The following is a 16970-nucleotide window of genomic DNA, read 5'->3' as shown; positions in this document are numbered from 1 at the left end:
ATAAATACCAAGGCGAAATATGCAAGGGTGGAGGTTTCATCGTTATGCTTCTTCAAGCGACAGGAATTACTAAATCATATGGTATACAGAACGTACTGGATGGCATAAGCCTACAGGTAAATGAAAAGGAACGTGTCGGGCTAGTGGGTGTGAATGGTGCCGGCAAATCAACTTTTCTACAAATTCTGGCCGGTGAGATGTCTTATGACAGCGGTCAAATTCATAAATCAAAAGAAACAACAATCGGATATTTAGCTCAGAATAGCGGACTTCAATCTGACAAAACCATTCATGAAGAAATGATGGCGGTCTTCGCTCCGCTGATCGAAGCCGAAACTGAGCTGAGAGAGTTAGAAGTGAGTATTGCTGATCCCAAGCTCGCGGAAGACCCCAAGCGGTACGAAGAACTGCTTGAACGGTATGCGCGGCGCTCGGATTGGTTCAAGGACCACGGCGGCTACGAAATGAATACACGGATTCGCAGTGTCCTACACGGCATGGGCTTCAGTGATTTCCCACCAGATACACCCATTTCTACCCTTAGTGGAGGCCAAAAGACCCGGCTCGCGCTGGCCCGTATTTTGCTTCAGGCTCCAGATCTTCTGATGCTGGATGAGCCTACTAACCATCTGGATATCGAAACGTTAACGTGGCTGGAGGATTACCTCCGCAGCTATGCTGGCGGGATTCTGGTTGTATCCCATGACCGTTATTTCCTAGACCGGCTCGTGACCACTATTGTAGAGATCGAGCGGCACCAGTCCCGGCGTTATACGGGTAACTACAGTCGTTATGTAGATTTGAAGGCTGCCGAATATGAAGCACGGATGAAGCAATATGAGAAGCAACAGGATGAAATTTCTCGAATGGAGGATTTCGTTCAGAAAAATATTGTCCGGGCTTCCACCACAAAACGTGCGCAAAGCAGACGCAAAGCGCTTGAGAAGATGGATCGTCTAGATCGTCCAATGGGCGATCTGAAGAAAGCTAGCTTCTCCTTTGAGCCAGACTTCATGTCTGGAAAAGAGGTGCTTCAAGTGCGTAATGTTGCGGTTGCCTTTAATGAAGGTTCACCTTTATTCAAGGACGCTTCTTTTGAGCTTCGTCGCGGGGAGACTGCTGCCCTGATCGGTCCCAATGGTATCGGTAAATCCACACTGCTGCAGTGTATGACCGGAACCCGTGAGCCTTCTGCTGGAACGGTGAATTGGGGCACTAAAGTAAAAATTGCTTATTATGATCAGGAACAGACCCGCCTTAATCCACAAAATACGGTTATGGAAGAACTGTGGAGTGAATATCCAATGATCGAGGAAGCCAGAATTCGTACGATCCTTGGTAATTTCCTTTTTAGCGGAGAGGATGTTCTTAAGAAGATTTCCGCACTCAGCGGCGGCGAAAAAGCTCGGGTTTCGTTATCTAAACTAATGCTCCGCGGTGCAAATATGCTAATTCTCGATGAACCTACCAACCATTTGGATCTGGTCAGCCGTGAGGTTCTGGAATCTGCTTTAATTGATTTCGAAGGCACCCTGCTGTTCATCTCCCATGACCGTTATTTTTTGAACAAGATGGCTGAAAGGGTACTGGAGCTGCATCCCGAAGGGATCGACCAATACCTCGGCAACTACGATGACTATGTCGAGAAGAAACGAGAATTAGAAGAGATTGCAAAAGATGCCGCTGAACTAGCTACTAAAAACGTCAATAAGGACGCTGCTGTACCTGAAAAAAGCGCTGTAACCTCTTTTGAAGCAGACAAGCAGGCTAAGCGTGAAGAGCGTAACCGCAAACGGCGTATCGCAGAGCTTGAGGAGAACATCGCCTCACTTGAAGAATCAATCGTATTTATAGAGCATGAAATGACTAAACCTGAAGTTTATCAGGATTATTTAGCACTTCAAGGTTATGAAGAGGACCTGAAGAACAAAAAATCTCAGCTGACAGATTTCTTTAGCGAATGGGAAATCCTTGCTGACGAATAATGTAAATCCTCCTTATAAATATTTTTTCATCGTTCTAGATTTGTTCATAAATAGTTATCCACAGCTCTATACACAGGTTTCGTGTATAACTCCCTACTTCAAAAGACCCTTCGGGGTCTTTTTTATGCGTTAAATCGGTATTTTCAAAGAAAAGGAATTATTATCCACGGATTTATCCACATTATCCACAATTCTCACAGTGTTTCATTGCCAACAAAATTGTTTATTAGAGCATTTTGAAAAAAGCCGTTATTGCTGATTTTACGCACTTTTTACACAACTCAGGCAGAATATGTGGATAACGTTGTCCACAACTTGACAAAAGACGTAACCCCATTTTACAAGACTGATTTTCTGCTAAAAAAGAACCCGCTATCTCCTAAACTGACAGCGGGCACGTCGTATTTTAGACAATCTGTGTAGAGAGCAGGGCAGCATTACAGGCTGCGATATAAGCGATGCCTGCCGCCATAATTATATCTTGATGAGTGGCTGTGCCTCTGAATTTAAGGCCCTCCCACTCCACCATCACCGCTGCTTCTGCTTGCGCATTCTCTCCGCTTCCAAGCGAATGAAGCTCGAGCCCTGCAAAGTCTATCTCCTCAGCAATCCCTTGCCCAATAGCAGCGATAATCGCTTCAAGCGGACCTTCACCAGTGCTGGTATGTGACGTTTCCCGGCCAGTCTGCAGATGGCGTACCGTAACTGCAGCTACACGGCGCTGGGCACTGCCCGCCAATACCTGAACCTCACCCAGCTCATAGACCTGAGCTTGTTGTCCAGTTGTACTGCTTACCATTTGCAGCAGCTGGTCATCACTTACGACCTTTTGACGGTCAGCGGTCTCTTTAAAGGACTCATAAAGTGCATCCAACTCCGCAGGCTCCAGCGTTATTCCATACTTCGCAGCCCGATCCTTCAGCGCATGTCTGCCAGAATGTTTGCCCAGAATGATCATGCTGCGGGGGATGCCCAGCCGTTCGGGATCCATAATCTCATAGGTACTACGATCCTTGAGCAGGCCATCCTGATGAATCCCGGATTCATGCTGGAAGGCATTTCTTCCGACGACCGGCTTGTTATAGGCGATTGGGAAATGCATCGCTCCACTAATCAGCCGTGAAGTATCATACAGTTTATCGAGCACGATGCCTGTTTCTGCACCGATTGCATCGCCGCGGGTTTCGAGCGCCATAACAAGCTCTTCCAGTGCGCAGTTCCCTGTGCGCTCACCTACACCGTTCACGGTGACTTCTATTTGAGTCGCCCCTCCATCAATCGCTGCCAGACTGTTAGCTACAGCCAGCCCCAAGTCATTATGACAGTGGGCACTATAGCTGACCTTGCCGCCACCTCTTGCTCCCTGCCGCACTCTCCGGAACATCTCGCCATATTCATGTGGCAATGCGTATCCTACTGTATCCGGCAGGTTAATAATGGAGGCCCCTTCCTCTATAACTGCCTCAACCATTTCAATCAGATCATCAATCCCTGTCCGTGCAGCGTCCATGGCCGTGAATTCAACTACATCACAGAATTGTCGCGCATAAGCCGTCATCTCGCGCGCTTTAGCTACGACTTCAGCTCTGCTCATACGTAGTTGATGCTGCAAATGAATATCAGAAGAAGAAATAAACAAGTGAATCCGCCGACGTTCAGCGTCTTGAGTGGCCCGGACTGCAGCATCGATGTCTCCTTTTACGGCCCGCGCGAAACCACAAATCTCCACGTTGCGCACCTTGCGCGAAATCGTCTGCACCGCTGCAAAATCTCCAGGACTCGATACCGGGAACCCCGGCTCCATTACATCAACACCCAGATCAGCAAGCTTATAGGCCAGCAATATTTTTTGCTCAGGAGTCAGACTCGCCCCAGGGGCTTGCTCACCATCGCGCAGAGTCGTATCGAAAATTTGTATACGTTTCTTAACTGGAATAATCATCTAAATTCCTCCTAGTTTTGTTTTCATGTAATTGGATGCTTTATCTCTATCCTATGCTTCAGCGCAGAACCACACGTCGACTTGCGGTTCTGCTCATTTCCCACCCACTGCTGCCGGCAGCTGATACAAATGAATCTCTGCACAATGTGCAGAGCGTTCAATTTTGGCGTCTTATGTAGCGATGAGTCCATAACTCGGACTTCTTCTACAAGAACGCAAAAACCCGCCGTCTCTAATAAAGAGACGGCGGGTTACCCCTCCGCGGTACCACTCTTTTTGACGCATCGGCTGTCTTAATAACAAGCCTTAAAGCTGCGTCCAGCTCTTCTTCCCGATTTAAGCTGGAGTGCCAGCTTAAATCCGGAAAGGTCCGATAACGAGGACAATCGTAGGCAGCGTACTCTAGTTCCGCCGCTCCGCTCCCGGGCGAGCTTCAAGAAATCCGGTGACTGCGTCGCACCAACCCGCAGCTCTCTGTTCACCGTCAAACTCTACTACTCCCGTTCTTAGCGTGTGTAATATAAATTATTCACCACTCTAAATCCATACAAAAAAGCCTGCCATCTCATTCAAGAGACGACAGGCTGTTAACCTTCGCGGTACCACTCTTGTTGATGCTCTGTATCGGCTAAGTTACTGTCGATTCCAATTGAACATCCACTCTACGGTCCAGTATGTTAGGTACTAGACCACCCTATCACGGAGGTTACCCGTAAACGGTGTACAAACGTTCCGGCGACAATTGCCAGTAATGCTTCCACCGCTCCGCTCCCAGACGAGTTCAGGACTCCTTCGACTGCGTTGCACCCACCCGCAGTTCTCTTATCCCAGAGTATCCTTACTACTTCCGCTCATCGCGTTTGCTTGTTTAATTGAACTGATTATACTCGTTAGCTCCAAATGATGTCAATAGGCAGATACAGACCATTGTTCCAGTGAGAATCCAGGGTCAGCAACCATATCCAGCGGTATTCCACCGTCATGCTGCCACTTCACGTATGCAGCTGCTCCAATCATCGCCGCATTATCAGTGCAATATACCGGGGGCGGAATAATAAGTTCAATGCCCTCCGTTTCACAGCGCGAGATTAATGCCGAGCGGAGTCCACCATTAGCAGCGACACCCCCACAGAGCAATAACTGTTTGGAGTTAGTGGCTTTAACGGCGCGTACCGCCTTTTCCACCAGCACTTCTACTACCGATTCTTGGAACCCCCGGGCGATGCCTGCGACATTGGGTTCAAGACCTTTCATTTTGCTCTGATTCACCACATTCAGCACCGCCGATTTTAGACCGCTGAAGCTGAAATCATAAGAGTTCGGCTCCAGCCATACCCGCGGCAATGCAACAACTTCCGTCGCTTCGCGTGCCAGGCGGTCTACATGGGGGCCACCGGGATAAGGGAACCCAAGCGCCCGAGCCACTTTATCATATGCTTCACCTACAGCATCATCACGCGTGCGGCCGATAATTCGAAACTCACCCTCACGCTCCATATGAACCAGTTCAGTATGTCCACCTGACACCACTAGTGTCATGCAAGGATACTGCAACTCTGCAACCAGGCGGTTAGCATAGATGTGGCCTGCAATATGATGCGTGCCAATTAACGGCTTGCCCCATGCAAGGGCAAGGCTTTTAGCTGCTACTACACCGACCAGTAAAGCGCCCACCAACCCCGGGCCTTGAGTCACCGCTACCGCAGTCAATTGTTCGGGTGTAACGCCTGCCTTGGCGAGCGCTTCCTCGATTACGAGCGTAATTACCTCCACATGTTTACGGGAAGCCACTTCTGGCACCACGCCCCCAAAAGCGCGATGTGTCTCTATTTGACTCGAGATAATGTTGGATAACACTTCTGATCCGTTTTTGACCACGGCCACCGAGGTTTCATCACAACTAGTCTCTATAGCAAGTATTAGTACAGGTTGAGCTGCGCCTGTTTCTGTCTTCATTTCAAGTCCACGCTTCCTTCCAAATAGCCATGCTCCTTATACTCCGGTAGATCCGCCCACATAATGAGTGCATCCTCGCGATTATCGGAATAATATCCTTTGCGCGTGCCGGCAGAACGAAAGCCTTTTTTACGATATAAATTCTGAGCTACCTCGTTGGATACCCGCACCTCAAGTGTAATGGACTTCATGCCTACGTAAGAGGCAGTATTCATTAACTCTTCCAACAGGCGCTCCCCCCATTTACGTCCATGATAAGCTTCGAGTAAGGCAATATTCGTCACATGCGCCTCATCCACGATAGCCCACATTCCAGCATAGCCAATGATATGACCCGCCAGCTCCATGACCATGTATTTAGCAAAATGATTATGCGTCAGCTCATTCCGGAAAGCTTCCTCTGTCCACGGCATGGTAAAGGCTTCGCGCTCAATAATAAGAATGTCCGGAATATCCTCCAGCTTCATCAGGCGAAAAACAAGATCAGCCTCTTGTGCTCTCAATGATTCCACTTCCGTCATCGTTTTAAGCCTCCTTTACTACTTAACCGCAGATTGGCCTCCGCTTCCGAAATCTGAGTATAGTTAGGGATTAAGCTATGAATATCATCATTCTCTACTTGCAGCCGGGCTTCACCAAGGAAGCCTGTCCAACGCCCCTCCAGCTCATAAGGAACAGCTACAGAAGTGCCGAGTTCCGCCAGCGGATGTAGTGATTCTTCGCTGCCATGCACAGCGGTTTCTCCAACAAACCATAGAATAGCTGGTTTAGTTCCTTCGGCTGAAGCCTGTTGTAAACGTTCTGCCAAGTACTCCACCCAGTCGGCCATCAACCGGATGGCATCTGGTTCAAGGCGGCTGAGAGCACTATTCCCATCCGCTGCGAATAACCCTGTGTAGACCTGTCCCCGGCGCGCATCCATCAGTGGAATGATCCAGTCTGGACCGTAGCCACTGTTCGCACTGGCTTGTCCTGACTCTGCTGTCGTCTTATTCTTAAGGGCAGTTTCATACCCACCCCATGCCACAGCATGCAGGCTCGAAACACCAACTACTGGGACATTCCATGCCCAAGCCAGCGTTTTGGCAGCCGTAACCGCGATCCGTGTTCCCGTATAAGATCCCGGACCCACACCAACTGCAATCCCGCCCAGATTAGCAACGGTTGTTCCCGAAGCTTGCAGCGCCTGCTCTATAATCGGCAGCAAATGCACCGAATGATTCCGTTCACCGGAAGCATTAATTTCATGCAATAATTCTCCATTTTCGGTCACTGCAACCCCCAATACGGCAGTTGATGTATCCAGCGCTAAAAGCCGCTTGCGCGGCTCTGTATTCTCATTCGTCATATTCATTAACCCCACTTCTGGATCAGCTCCCGGCAAAGCTCACCATAAGGCGCCCCGATTCCGGTCACCGTAATGATTCGTTCCTCCGGTCCAACTGTTTCCATGTATATATGCATATGCCGCGGCGGCATTAACTCCGTAATAATACTGCTCCATTCTACCAAACAAACACCCTGACCATAGAAATACTCATCCAATCCAAGCTCATCTGCTTCCTGAAGTGAAATCCGATATACATCCATGTGATATAACGGCAGACGACCTTCGTACTCTTTAATAATAGTAAAAGTAGGACTGTTTACGATCCCTTTCACTCCAAGATGGCGAGCGTAACCTTGCGAGAAGGCCGTTTTTCCTGCGCCTAGATCACCGTCCAAACCGATAACCATTCCTGCCGTTGAAGCAGCAGCTATTGCACTTGCCAGTTGCTCCGTATCCTGCAGATTGTAAGAACGGTACGTGAACACCGCTTCGACTGTTTTGTCCAACTACAACTACCACCTTTTAAAATATCCCTGTCGAAAACCATTACATTCAATTATATCGGTATGGTCCATCCACCGCAACAACTGTCCCTGCCCATTGTTTAAGCCGAAGGAGGTACAGCCCTCTTTTTCACTTGCATGGTTAAGCTGGATTTCGATACAGAACGCTGCGAGATTGAGTGGCTTCGACTACCGCTAATCCGCTCATACTGCTCCTTACCATATCCGTAGCTTGAAAAAATAATACTGTCGCAATAACTCCTGAACTCAGCGCAACAATAATGGACTGTCCTGCCTGACCCAATATATTGGTTTAAATCTTACACCGTCAACCTTGATGTCAGTTATGCACCAAATCAAAAAAGAGACCTTTACGCAAACTTAAGCATAAAAAGTCTCTTTTTTTAAAAACTATAATTCAGCTTTAACGTACGCTCTAAGTTGACCTTTGTTAGTGCTCTTGCTCTTCGAGTCGCTCAACACCCACAGTGTGCGTATTGGTTGGTCGAGAGCCAACTTGTACCGTAGCCATACCGTTCTCTTCATCCACATGTTCAATCCAGACAGGCTCCCCATCCAAATGTACACTTACAGTCTCTTTAGAAGCATAAATATCCTGTGCCCGTTTGACGTCCACAACTGTTCTCCTCCTTTATCTTTCCTAAAGTTTACGATTCTAAGGGTGACGTATCTTCGAGGGTTCGTTCTGCATCCAGCTTTTCCGAATCGGATACCTGACTGGCCTCCGTGGGCGCAATAATGCTCTCCCAATCCACAACTGTGGCCGGAATATCCTGCTCGCTCAGCGCATCGCTCCATTCGTTATCTCTTGGTTCCATACCTTAGATTCTCCTCCTCAACTTCACAGGTCCGAGTTTATTTTTTCCCAAGCTTCTCAAAAAATGCACCCGGCTAGAAAAGCCTTTCCTGCCTCATACTAACCCAAAGCAAATCAACTTAGATCAGGAGGTGTTTCTCATGCATACCGTTTGGAAAGGAGCCATCAGCTTCGGGCTTGTGCATGTTCCGGTTAAAATGTTCTCCGCTACGGAAGACAAGGACATTTCTCTGCGTTATATCCATAAGGAATGTGGCAGCCCACTGTCGTATGTACGCAAATGCCCGGTATGTGACAAAGAAGTAGCTTGGGAAGAGATCGGTAAAGGATATGAGTATGAAAAAGGGAAGTTTGTGCTCTTCGACAAAGAGGAATTGGATCAACTATCCGACGAGACCAGTAAAAGCATCTCCATTCTCGACTTTGTAGACCTGACGGAAATCGATCCGATTTATTTTCAAAAAACCTATTATTTATCCCCGGATCAGGCAGGATCAAATGCTTATCGACTTCTTATGGAGGCCATGAAGCAGACAGGTAAAATTGGCATCGCCAAAATTTCAATTCGCTCAAAAAGCAGTCTGGCAGCGATCCGTGTGCTTGAGGATTGCCTTGCGATTGAGACCATTTTTTATCCCGATGAGGTGCGGCCGATCTCACAAGTGCCCGGTCTGCCCGAAGCAGGGACAGTGAACGATAAAGAGCTGGAAATGGCTAAGCTGCTGATCTCACAGCTATCCACTCCTTTTGATCCGGCAAAATATACCGATGATTATCGCCAGCGTATGCTTGATCTGATTTCACATAAAATTGCAGGCGAGGAATTTCATATCGCTCCTGCTAAACAGGAAAGCAATGTGATTGATCTAATGGCTGCCTTGCAGGCCAGTATTCAAGCTGTGCAGCATATTCCTTCAGACCCTGGTCCTTCATTAACAGGCACCACAAAAACCAAAACTAAAGCGGCTCCTGCTGCCAAAAGAAAAACAACCAAGACCAAAACAACCGCCGCGGAACCTGCGGAGCAGCAAAACGAGGTCTCCGGGCCGACTCCTGTTATTACGCCGAAACCGAAACGCCGCAGCACAAAAAGCAAAACAACCGTATCTTAGGAGGCTCTGCGGATGAAGCTTCAGCCCATTATTCCTTTTGAACCTATACTGGCTGGGCAGCTTCCAGCAGGTGACCAGTGGATCGCACAAATTAAATGGGACGGTGTGCGGATGTTGTCCTATTACGATGGAAGCACTACTCAGCTTATTAACAGACGTGGCAATTACCGTACCATGCAATACCCGGAGCTTACTGATGTATCTGCTTACTGCAAGGCTGGCTCCGTTATTCTTGATGGTGAGATTATCGCACTCAAGGACGGCAAACCCTCATTTCACGAGGTGATGCGGAGGGACAGTTTAAAAAATGGTTCCACGATTTCCGTCGTTAGGCATCAGGTTCCTGTCATTTATATGATTTTTGATATTCTGTTTTATAATGGCCAATCGACGATGGATCAACCATTATTCTTGCGGCAGCAGCTGTTAAGTGACATTCTGCTGCCCCATCCCCATGTTCAAGCTGTGCCAAGTTATACCGATCCTACAGAACTGTTCGCCGCCACTCAGAACCAGCGTTTGGAAGGAATCGTCTGCAAGGACATCAACAGTACTTATGCTCCGGGCGGAAAAGATAAACGTTGGCAGAAACGCAAAATCAGTTCTGATATTACAGCTGTAGCCGGGGGTGTGACGTTCCGTGACGGTATCGTCAACGCACTACTTCTTGGTCTTTATGATGATAAAGGAAATTTGCATTATATCGGACATGCCGGTCCGGGCAAATTGACTGTACAGGATAAACGCGACTTAACTGCGGAGGCACACCGCCTTAAGCTGGATCGGATGCCCTTTGCCGATGTTCCACAGCGAGGCAAGGGTGCTTTTTGGATAAAGCCGGAGCTCGTCTTCAAAGTTCATTTTCTGGAATGGAACACCTCAGGCACTCTGCGTCAGCCTGTTACTCAAGCTAAAGTGGATCTTCCCCCGGAGTCATGCACAATGGAGCAAAAAGGATAAATTAATAAAGAAACGTCCTCCCAATCTGAAGTGGGAGGACGTTTCTTATTGCACTGTAAGTCTTGTTACAAGGGCCTCCAGCTCTGCCTTTGTCTGCGCAGTATTTTTTGTACTCGTAAACGTATAATCGACACTTCCATCAGCACTGGACCATACCAGCTGGACTTTAAGATCTCCGTGATGAGGCCCAAAAACTGTGTAAACCGCCTCAACTCCGTTGATGTTCAAATTCTCATCTTGGTCGCCAGGCAGCTGGGCCAAAGTCAACCCTTCCGGTAGCGTGTATGCAGGTGCAGATCTTAAATTCACCCTCTCTCCATTTCGTAGATAGGTGATAGAAGTTTCTGTATTGCTCCACTTCAAGCTTTGCGAAATCACCTTTTTGCCAGCAGCTTGGGCTTTAGCTTTTAACTGATCCCTGAGAGTCTTATACTCTGAGCTAAAAAACATTGGAATCACTGGATTTAAAACGACATCCTGCAACTTATAATCCTCTGGTAGAGAAGTGGGTATCAGGAGTGACTTCCCGCTTAAGGAAAAAAACTTCTGCGCCGCTTCGTTTACAGAACTGAATCTATATGGCATATAGCTTATACTCAAGGTTTCATATGGATTAGATTTCTTATCATTTACATACAGAACCTTAAGTTCGCCTGCTTGTAAGGGAACCGTATTTTCTTTGGCAATCAAAGCTTCAATCGTTGAAGATACGGGCGTATTCTGCTCAACGGGTGCGGTAGCTTTACTTTTATTATTACTCCCCGCAGGCACTGCGCCTGCTGTTCCACTCACCGCACTCATCAATACTAATAAGCTTAAGGCTGTAATCGCCGCGCTTTCCTTAATCATCATTATGATATCCTCCTTAACCCCTTGGTTATTTGATTATGGTTTTAGCTACCGCCAACATTTCATTTGTCGCCAGCGTACTGGCCCGATTGTCTGAAAGGGTATATTGTATCGTGCCTGAGTTATCCAGCCACACTAGCTTTGTGTTAAAGCTCGCGTCTTTAGCGGAATCAGTTGTAAGTACTACTTTCCTGCCGTTGACCGTTAATTCTTTCTTAGTTTCCGAAGCTCGTACAAAAGGTACCGCTCCTTCCGGAAGTTTGGCGGGCGGCGACCCAGTTACAATGCTAAAATTAGCTTTTCCTTTGGCATACAGCTGCATAGACAAATTCGTCTGGTTCCAGCTGATGATTTTACTAAACAACTGTTTATTAGAATTACCAGCAGCTGCTGCTGCTTTCAATTCCTGCTCTAGTTGCAAGTACAGCTCTGAATCATTAGCTACAGCCGGTGGATAGATGATGGCTGTCGCCAGAGTGAAGCCTTTGGGAAGATTTCCGGGCTGCGGAGAAGACGGACCCTTTAGCGCTTTAAACTTAGCTGCAAAGGATTTATAGTCTTTAAAAACAAACCCTTTACCAGAGAAGCTGATCGTATCCTGTGGATTGGAGACTTTATCCCGTACGTAGTAGGCCAAAAGCGAACCTTCATTCACTCCAGCTACGAGTGCCTGCAATTCCTTTTGAGTCTTCTGATCAGTTTGTGATGCAGCCTGCTGTCCTGATGCCACCGCAATTGTAAGGGACAAGCCAGGTACATCCTCACCCCCGGCCACTCCTGTTCCCAGCAAGATTGCTGCAGAGAGTGCGATCAGTGTTTTTTTGAAATCATAATGAAGCTTCAATTTCTAACATCCTCTCCTTCAAAATGGTAATGTATTTTCACCACTTTTTTTAACTACACTTCTATAACAATCCATCATTAGAAAAAGGGACATTTTCTCACAAAAAAAGAGGTCGTCCCAAGCAACTATTTCATGACTTTGGGGACAGCCTCTTTTTTGTTCTTAACATTACAAGTGACGCACCAAGTGATGCAATAAGTAAAGCTCTTATAGAATAATTGGGGGATTTCTCCCTAAAATTCAGAGATTTCTGTTCATCGGACTTATAATTAGGGAAAACTTCCCTGAAATTCAGCCAATTCGGCAACGAATAAAGAAATTCCCATGATTATTAGGGAGGAATTCCCTGATTTCGTTCATTTAGAGCAAATAGCGGCTATTTTCAGGGAGTTTTTCCCTAATTAGTTTAAAGCACTCTATACATTGCACAAACACAGAACGTAACGCCCATAGTCCACCGTCACATATACCACTAATTCCACAAGATCATCTACTGCAAGCCGCATGAAAATCACACATAGCACATCGCCCACCGCCCCAATCAGTAGCATAGAACACTACGCGTGGCATATCGTCACATGGCACAGTAATATCCATTACTTTTCCTATTCCATAAAAAAAGCTGCCTCCCAAGTAGAATTCACTACTTTTGAGACAGCTTCTCATAATGTACAGTTAGAACAGTAGCTAGTGAATAAAACTGGTGGCAATCTTTTGCCATTGCTCACGAGTCAGTTTACTCTCCTGCTTGTCGCTTAGAGAAAAAACCATCTGGGTGACTTCATCATACCAATACAATCGATTCTGAGAAGACCAAGCTTTCTTCCCTTTTCCAGTACCCGCCGCGATAAAAACTGCCTCTTTCCCCGTGCCTGTCACAGACCATTTTTCAGCAGTCTGGCCTTCCAAGATAGACACTTGCATGGTATAACCCCTAAAGGCACTCTGCCTTAAGGATAGTGTTATTCTTTCATGTCCCTTGTGGTAGGTAACTTCAGCATTATCTATGGAATTTACAGCTATCTTCTCCATAAACAACTTTTGGCCAGTTTTATCGGTTGTAGCCTTTTTTTGAAATTGTTCAAGGATTTCTTCATATTCTGTGTCTAGCGACCTGTATAGGGGAGCTGCATTAAAAGTTCCTTGCTCGAATTCATAACCATCAGCTAACGAGGAAGGCAACCCTGGCCAGAAATCGCCAACATTTTTTAATTCTTTTACGAAGTCTTGATATTTCGAATACACCGGCGAAATAAAAGCAAACTGCAATTGATTTCCATAGCCTAACCCTAACTCCAGCTTATTTAATTCAGCATCCTTCACATAATAAGCAGCCATTTCCCCGGTGTTTAAACGAGCAAGCACTTGCTCTTTATAAGTCATAGATAAGCTCTGATACTTCTCTATCGCAGGCGAGGTTGTCGGATCAGGCGTATTATTATGCACCGTCTTCACAACAGCCTTCCCTCCGCTGTTCACTAGTGTAATAATACCACCTTGGGGTTTTGTGATATCAATTGTAAACTGGCTACCTTGTTCCGATAACTTTCCATGTTCAGACAGCTGCAGAGCACCCAACCCGATAATCCCCAGCAATACAGCCGCGGAGACTCCAGTGAGCACTCTTTTTCTAAACCTAGACGGGTGTTGGGGCATCTCCTTTTGCTTCTGCATAATAGGATCTTCCGGTTCTGGGAACGGCTTCAGCTCGCTAACCATGCTCGTCCTTTCACCGTCAATCCTATTCTGTTGTTCATGAATTGCTCTTACCCGCTTCATAACAGCTGCTTTTACATCCAGCTCTTCGCAGCTCCCTACCGCATCCATTTTCTTGATCATTTTCTCTTCAACAAAGCCTCGTTGCCGCACCATTCCGTTCCCCCTTTCTGAGCATTCAGCATTTTGCCAAGCTTCGTAATCGTTCGCCTGTATTTCTTCTTCACAGCATCAGTATTCTTATCCAGAATCTCCGCAATCTCCGGGAAGCTCTGTTCCTCAAAGATTCTAAGTACTAACAGGTTTCGCTCCTCTGTCTTCAGCTTCGCGAGGGCTAAAGTCAGATGTTCGTTAAATATGTAACGGTCCATCAACTGTTCCGGGCTTTCTGCAGGCGGATCTGGTTGATAAAGCGCCATAAACTTTATATGGCTTTGACGTTTGCGGATTAGACTAAGGCAATGATGGTAGGCAATTTTATATAGCCATGAAGAGAAGCTCGCGGTAGGGCGGTATGTGCCTATATGCTGATATGCCTTTACCAGAATATCCTGTACTGCATCCTCAGCTTCAGTACGGCTCCCAAGCAGCCGACAGCAATAGCGGTAAATCGGCTTTTGAAAAGCCTCGACGACCAAGGCATAAGACTCAACCTCGCCTGCCTGTACCCGAACAACGGTGTGCTCGATCCCGTCCAAAATCAGCAAACTCCCCTTTCTAATAATCGTATATCTTTATAAGTCTTATGATCATCCAAAAGGGACACTTTGGGAATATTTTTTTCATGAAAAGGAGCAGACTGACACATAATACCTTCATTCCTATCACAGAAAGGAGTTTCCCGATGCCGGCAGCGATCAAAGGTACAATTACCATAGACGGAGAAGAAATCATCATCACTAATCCAGAGAAGCTGCTGTGGCCTGAATGTGGCATTACAAAACGGATTTATCTGCAAAAGCTCGCTGCACTCTCTCCCTATCTGCTGCGTTATTGCCGGGACCGGCTGCTTACCGTCATTCGTTATCCGCACGGCATCTCTGGAATGTCCTTTTATCAGAAAAATGCGCCTGATCCTCTTCCGGCCTTTGTCCAAACCGCTGTACACGAGAATATTAACTATATCAAGCTGCAAGGCTTACCTGAGCTGATCTGGCTGGGGAATCTGGCTGCTTTGGAATTTCACCCTTCCCTGCATTATGTAGGCAGCGAGCTGCCCTGTGAATGGATGATTGATCTTGATCCTTCACTTGAAATCGAACCTCGTATCATGGAAGCAACTGCGATCGTTGGGGCGGTTTTAACCTCCCTTGGCCTCTCCTCTGTACCCAAAACCTCTGGTGCTACCGGGGTGCAGATCATCGTCCCTATCGAGACTGGTGTTACTTTTGATGGATTGCGGAAAATCGGGCATTTTGTGGGTCGTTATGTCACCGAAAAGCATCCCAACCTGTTCACCCTGGAACGTCTAAAAAAGAATCGCGGAGATAAAATCTATTTCGACTACCTCCAGCATTATAGCGGCAAAACATTAGCTGCACCTTACACACCGCGTGCAAGACCGCTTGCTACAGTTTCTACACCCTTGCTCTGGGAGGAGGTTCAGCAAAATGTATCTCCCTCTAATTTTCATCTGCTTAATATCGAGGAACGCCTTCAGCGTATGGGAGATCTTTTAGAGAAAGTGCCACCACAGCCTGTTGAACAGCTCATCGCAAAGCTCCCATAAAGGAGCAATCCCATAGAAAAAAGACCCCAAAAACAGCAATAAGCCCGCAGCATCAACTACATGCTACGAGCTTATTTGGCGTCCCACTCAAGGACAGAAGGTATACTATATAAGAATACGGCATGCCGAGCTTTGTTCACCGTATTTATTGCTTTTTTATCCGTAAAAATACCTTCTTTCAGTTAATGATACTTAAGAGCTACGCTAGTGGATGGATTTCTTCTTGAAGCGGCCACCTTTAACATCATGGATGTTACCTATTGCGATGAATGCATCAGAATCCCAATCTTCAACAATGGTTTTAAGCTTAGCTTCTTCCAGACGGGTGATAACTACAAAGATCACTTTCTTGTTCTCACCGGAAAATCCGCCTTCTCCATCTAAATAAGTAACACCACGTCCGAGACGCTCTGTCAGAGCTTCCCCAATATCCCGGAATTTATCGCTGATAATCCATACTGATTTCGATTGATCCAGACCCTCAAGGGTAATGTCAATAACCTTAAATGCAATATAATAAGCAATCAGGGAGAACATCGCGTTATTCCAACCGAACACAAATCCAGCTCCGGACAAGATGAACAGGTTGAAGAACATAACTACTTCACCTACAGAGAAGGGAAGCTTCTTAGCCACTAAAATCGCAACAATTTCTGTACCGTCTAGAGATCCCCCGAAACGTACAACCAACCCAACACCTACACCTAGTATGATACCGCCAAACACGGCAGCAAGCATCGGTTCAACTGTAAAGGCCTCTACATGATGCAGCATTGAAGTGCCGATAGACATAAGTAAAATCGCATATAAGGTAGATAAGGCAAATGTCTTACCGATTTGCTTATAACCGATTAACAGGAACGGAAGATTGAGCAGTGTCAATAAAATACCCAGAGGAATGTCGAATAAATGTGATAAAATAATGGAGATACCGGTAATCCCGCCATCAATCATTTGATTAGGTACTAGGAATATCTCAAGTGCAACAGCCATCATGGCGGCCCCAATGGATAACATAACCATACGCTGCGCGAACTTAGCCATTTTATGGGCACCGGTCTTCTGCAGTTTGTTCTGCTCCTCTTTGGTAAACATTTGTGGACTCACATTCATAGAACTCCCCCTACAATTTAACAATATAGTTTTGAAACATTCGGAAGTATAATTACAATCTATACTTTCTTACATTTCTTCTTATACAATTAT

At 46.5% G+C, this 16970-nt stretch carries 17 protein-coding genes, 1 pseudogene and 2 other annotated features; of the genes and pseudogenes, 4 read left to right on the top strand and 14 right to left on the bottom strand.

From position 1 onward, the window contains the following. The first annotated feature begins 44 nt into the window (after positions 1 to 44). The gene (gene abc-f, locus NSQ66_RS04965) at positions 45 to 1985 is read left to right on the top strand and encodes an ABC-F type ribosomal protection protein (RefSeq protein ID WP_076129226.1); all 1941 of its coding nucleotides are present in this window, start codon (positions 45 to 47) and stop codon (positions 1983 to 1985) included. Between the two features lie 406 nt (positions 1986 to 2391). On the opposite strand, the gene NSQ66_RS04960 is transcribed toward abc-f, so the two are convergent. From NSQ66_RS04960 to NSQ66_RS04925, 8 genes and pseudogenes are all read right to left on the bottom strand, one after another. Further along, entirely contained in the window at positions 2392 to 3927 is a 1536-nt protein-coding gene (locus NSQ66_RS04960; RefSeq protein ID WP_036676518.1) for a 2-isopropylmalate synthase, read from the bottom strand. 236 nt (positions 3928 to 4163) lie between these two features. Beyond that, positions 4164 to 4444, bottom strand: a binding site (T-box leader). Positions 4445 to 4496: 52 nt separating this feature from the next. Beyond that, positions 4497 to 4791 (bottom strand) — a binding site (T-box leader). Between the two features lie 42 nt (positions 4792 to 4833). Beyond that, the gene (tsaD, locus tag NSQ66_RS04955) at positions 4834 to 5883 is read right to left on the bottom strand and encodes a tRNA (adenosine(37)-N6)-threonylcarbamoyltransferase complex transferase subunit TsaD (RefSeq protein ID WP_036676520.1); all 1050 of its coding nucleotides are present in this window, start codon (positions 5881 to 5883) and stop codon (positions 4834 to 4836) included. Continuing rightward, entirely contained in the window at positions 5880 to 6404 is a 525-nt protein-coding gene (gene rimI, locus NSQ66_RS04950) for a ribosomal protein S18-alanine N-acetyltransferase (protein WP_076141787.1), read from the bottom strand. Before rimI ends, tsaD begins: the two co-directional genes overlap by 4 nt. Then, complete coding sequence (gene tsaB / locus NSQ66_RS04945; RefSeq protein WP_036676654.1) at positions 6401 to 7231, bottom strand: tRNA (adenosine(37)-N6)-threonylcarbamoyltransferase complex dimerization subunit type 1 TsaB; 831 nt, start codon at positions 7229 to 7231, stop codon at positions 6401 to 6403. Before tsaB ends, rimI begins: the two co-directional genes overlap by 4 nt. 5 nt (positions 7232 to 7236) lie before the next feature. Beyond that, positions 7237 to 7698, bottom strand: a complete 462-nt coding sequence (gene tsaE / locus NSQ66_RS04940; protein WP_235219385.1) for a tRNA (adenosine(37)-N6)-threonylcarbamoyltransferase complex ATPase subunit type 1 TsaE — start codon at positions 7696 to 7698, stop codon at positions 7237 to 7239. A 175-nt stretch (positions 7699 to 7873) separates the two neighbouring features. Continuing rightward, positions 7874 to 8020, bottom strand: a pseudogene (locus tag NSQ66_RS04935) (multidrug resistance efflux transporter family protein); the annotation flags it as partial. Positions 8021 to 8167: 147 nt separating this feature from the next. Then, positions 8168 to 8353 carry an H-type small acid-soluble spore protein gene (locus tag NSQ66_RS04930; RefSeq protein ID WP_036676525.1) on the bottom strand — a complete coding sequence of 62 codons (186 nt, stop codon included), beginning with the start codon at positions 8351 to 8353 and terminating at the stop codon, positions 8168 to 8170. Positions 8354 to 8384: 31 nt separating this feature from the next. Next, positions 8385 to 8555, bottom strand: coding sequence for a hypothetical protein (locus NSQ66_RS04925; RefSeq protein ID WP_155288087.1), 171 nt, complete (start codon positions 8553 to 8555; stop codon positions 8385 to 8387). 139 nt (positions 8556 to 8694) lie between these two features. Between NSQ66_RS04925 and NSQ66_RS04920 the strand changes: the two genes are divergently transcribed. Continuing rightward, positions 8695 to 9666: a Ku protein gene (locus tag NSQ66_RS04920; protein ID WP_038568938.1), complete on the top strand. Its 972-nt coding sequence runs from the start codon at positions 8695 to 8697 to the stop codon at positions 9664 to 9666. Between the two features lie 12 nt (positions 9667 to 9678). Then, complete coding sequence (locus tag NSQ66_RS04915) at positions 9679 to 10626, top strand: RNA ligase family protein (RefSeq protein ID WP_038568937.1); 948 nt, start codon at positions 9679 to 9681, stop codon at positions 10624 to 10626. A gap of 45 nt (positions 10627 to 10671) precedes the next feature. Here NSQ66_RS04915 and NSQ66_RS04910 read toward each other — a convergent pair whose 3' ends face one another. The 5 genes from NSQ66_RS04910 to NSQ66_RS04890 all read right to left on the bottom strand — a co-directional run bounded on the left by NSQ66_RS04910 (position 10672) and on the right by NSQ66_RS04890 (position 14733). Further along, positions 10672 to 11478 (bottom strand): hypothetical protein, encoded by an 807-nt coding sequence (locus tag NSQ66_RS04910; RefSeq protein ID WP_076141785.1) that lies wholly within the window; start codon positions 11476 to 11478, stop codon positions 10672 to 10674. Positions 11479 to 11503: 25 nt separating this feature from the next. Next, positions 11504 to 12319, bottom strand: a complete 816-nt coding sequence (locus tag NSQ66_RS04905) for a hypothetical protein (RefSeq protein WP_076141784.1) — start codon at positions 12317 to 12319, stop codon at positions 11504 to 11506. Positions 12320 to 12735: 416 nt separating this feature from the next. Beyond that, the gene (locus tag NSQ66_RS04900) at positions 12736 to 12870 is read right to left on the bottom strand and encodes a hypothetical protein (RefSeq protein WP_339279607.1); all 135 of its coding nucleotides are present in this window, start codon (positions 12868 to 12870) and stop codon (positions 12736 to 12738) included. A 136-nt stretch (positions 12871 to 13006) separates the two neighbouring features. Further along, on the bottom strand, positions 13007 to 14191 hold the full coding sequence (locus NSQ66_RS04895; protein ID WP_076141783.1) for a hypothetical protein: 1185 nt from the start codon (positions 14189 to 14191) through the stop codon (positions 13007 to 13009). Beyond that, positions 14155 to 14733, bottom strand: a complete 579-nt coding sequence (locus NSQ66_RS04890) for a sigma-70 family RNA polymerase sigma factor (protein WP_052096798.1) — start codon at positions 14731 to 14733, stop codon at positions 14155 to 14157. The genes NSQ66_RS04895 and NSQ66_RS04890 overlap by 37 nt, the downstream gene beginning before the upstream one ends. 146 nt (positions 14734 to 14879) lie before the next feature. Between NSQ66_RS04890 and ligD the strand changes: the two genes are divergently transcribed. Continuing rightward, the gene (ligD, locus tag NSQ66_RS04885; protein WP_036676536.1) at positions 14880 to 15764 is read left to right on the top strand and encodes a non-homologous end-joining DNA ligase; all 885 of its coding nucleotides are present in this window, start codon (positions 14880 to 14882) and stop codon (positions 15762 to 15764) included. A 204-nt stretch (positions 15765 to 15968) separates the two neighbouring features. Here ligD and NSQ66_RS04880 read toward each other — a convergent pair whose 3' ends face one another. Continuing rightward, positions 15969 to 16808 (bottom strand): YitT family protein, encoded by an 840-nt coding sequence (locus tag NSQ66_RS04880; protein WP_235219386.1) that lies wholly within the window; start codon positions 16806 to 16808, stop codon positions 15969 to 15971. Between the last annotated feature and the right edge of the window lie 162 nt (positions 16809 to 16970).

The organism is Paenibacillus sp. FSL H3-0329, assembly GCF_037963285.1.
Taxonomy (GTDB): domain Bacteria; phylum Bacillota; class Bacilli; order Paenibacillales; family Paenibacillaceae; genus Paenibacillus_AQ; species Paenibacillus_AQ odorifer.
Note: the sequence above shows the minus strand (reverse complement) of the source record. Positions and strands in the feature narration are given on the sequence as shown.

What these genes read in the sequence shown, in the direction of transcription:
- abc-f (WP_076129226.1), top strand. Translation starts at nt 45, where the DNA reads ATGCTTCTTCAAGCGACAGGAATTACTAAATCATATGGTATACAGAAC.
- NSQ66_RS04960 (WP_036676518.1), bottom strand. Translation starts at nt 3,927, where the DNA reads ATGATTATTCCAGTTAAGAAACGTATACAAATTTTCGATACGACTCTG.
- tsaD (WP_036676520.1), bottom strand. Translation starts at nt 5,883, where the DNA reads ATGAAGACAGAAACAGGCGCAGCTCAACCTGTACTAATACTTGCTATA.
- rimI (WP_076141787.1), bottom strand. Translation starts at nt 6,404, where the DNA reads ATGACGGAAGTGGAATCATTGAGAGCACAAGAGGCTGATCTTGTTTTT.
- tsaB (WP_036676654.1), bottom strand. Translation starts at nt 7,231, where the DNA reads ATGACGAATGAGAATACAGAGCCGCGCAAGCGGCTTTTAGCGCTGGAT.
- NSQ66_RS04925 (WP_155288087.1), bottom strand. Translation starts at nt 8,555, where the DNA reads ATGGAACCAAGAGATAACGAATGGAGCGATGCGCTGAGCGAGCAGGAT.
- NSQ66_RS04920 (WP_038568938.1), top strand. Translation starts at nt 8,695, where the DNA reads ATGCATACCGTTTGGAAAGGAGCCATCAGCTTCGGGCTTGTGCATGTT.
- NSQ66_RS04915 (WP_038568937.1), top strand. Translation starts at nt 9,679, where the DNA reads ATGAAGCTTCAGCCCATTATTCCTTTTGAACCTATACTGGCTGGGCAG.
- NSQ66_RS04910 (WP_076141785.1), bottom strand. Translation starts at nt 11,478, where the DNA reads ATGATGATTAAGGAAAGCGCGGCGATTACAGCCTTAAGCTTATTAGTA.
- NSQ66_RS04900 (WP_339279607.1), bottom strand. Translation starts at nt 12,870, where the DNA reads ATGCTACTGATTGGGGCGGTGGGCGATGTGCTATGTGTGATTTTCATG.
- NSQ66_RS04895 (WP_076141783.1), bottom strand. Translation starts at nt 14,191, where the DNA reads ATGGTGCGGCAACGAGGCTTTGTTGAAGAGAAAATGATCAAGAAAATG.
- ligD (WP_036676536.1), top strand. Translation starts at nt 14,880, where the DNA reads ATGCCGGCAGCGATCAAAGGTACAATTACCATAGACGGAGAAGAAATC.
- NSQ66_RS04880 (WP_235219386.1), bottom strand. Translation starts at nt 16,808, where the DNA reads ATGGCTAAGTTCGCGCAGCGTATGGTTATGTTATCCATTGGGGCCGCC.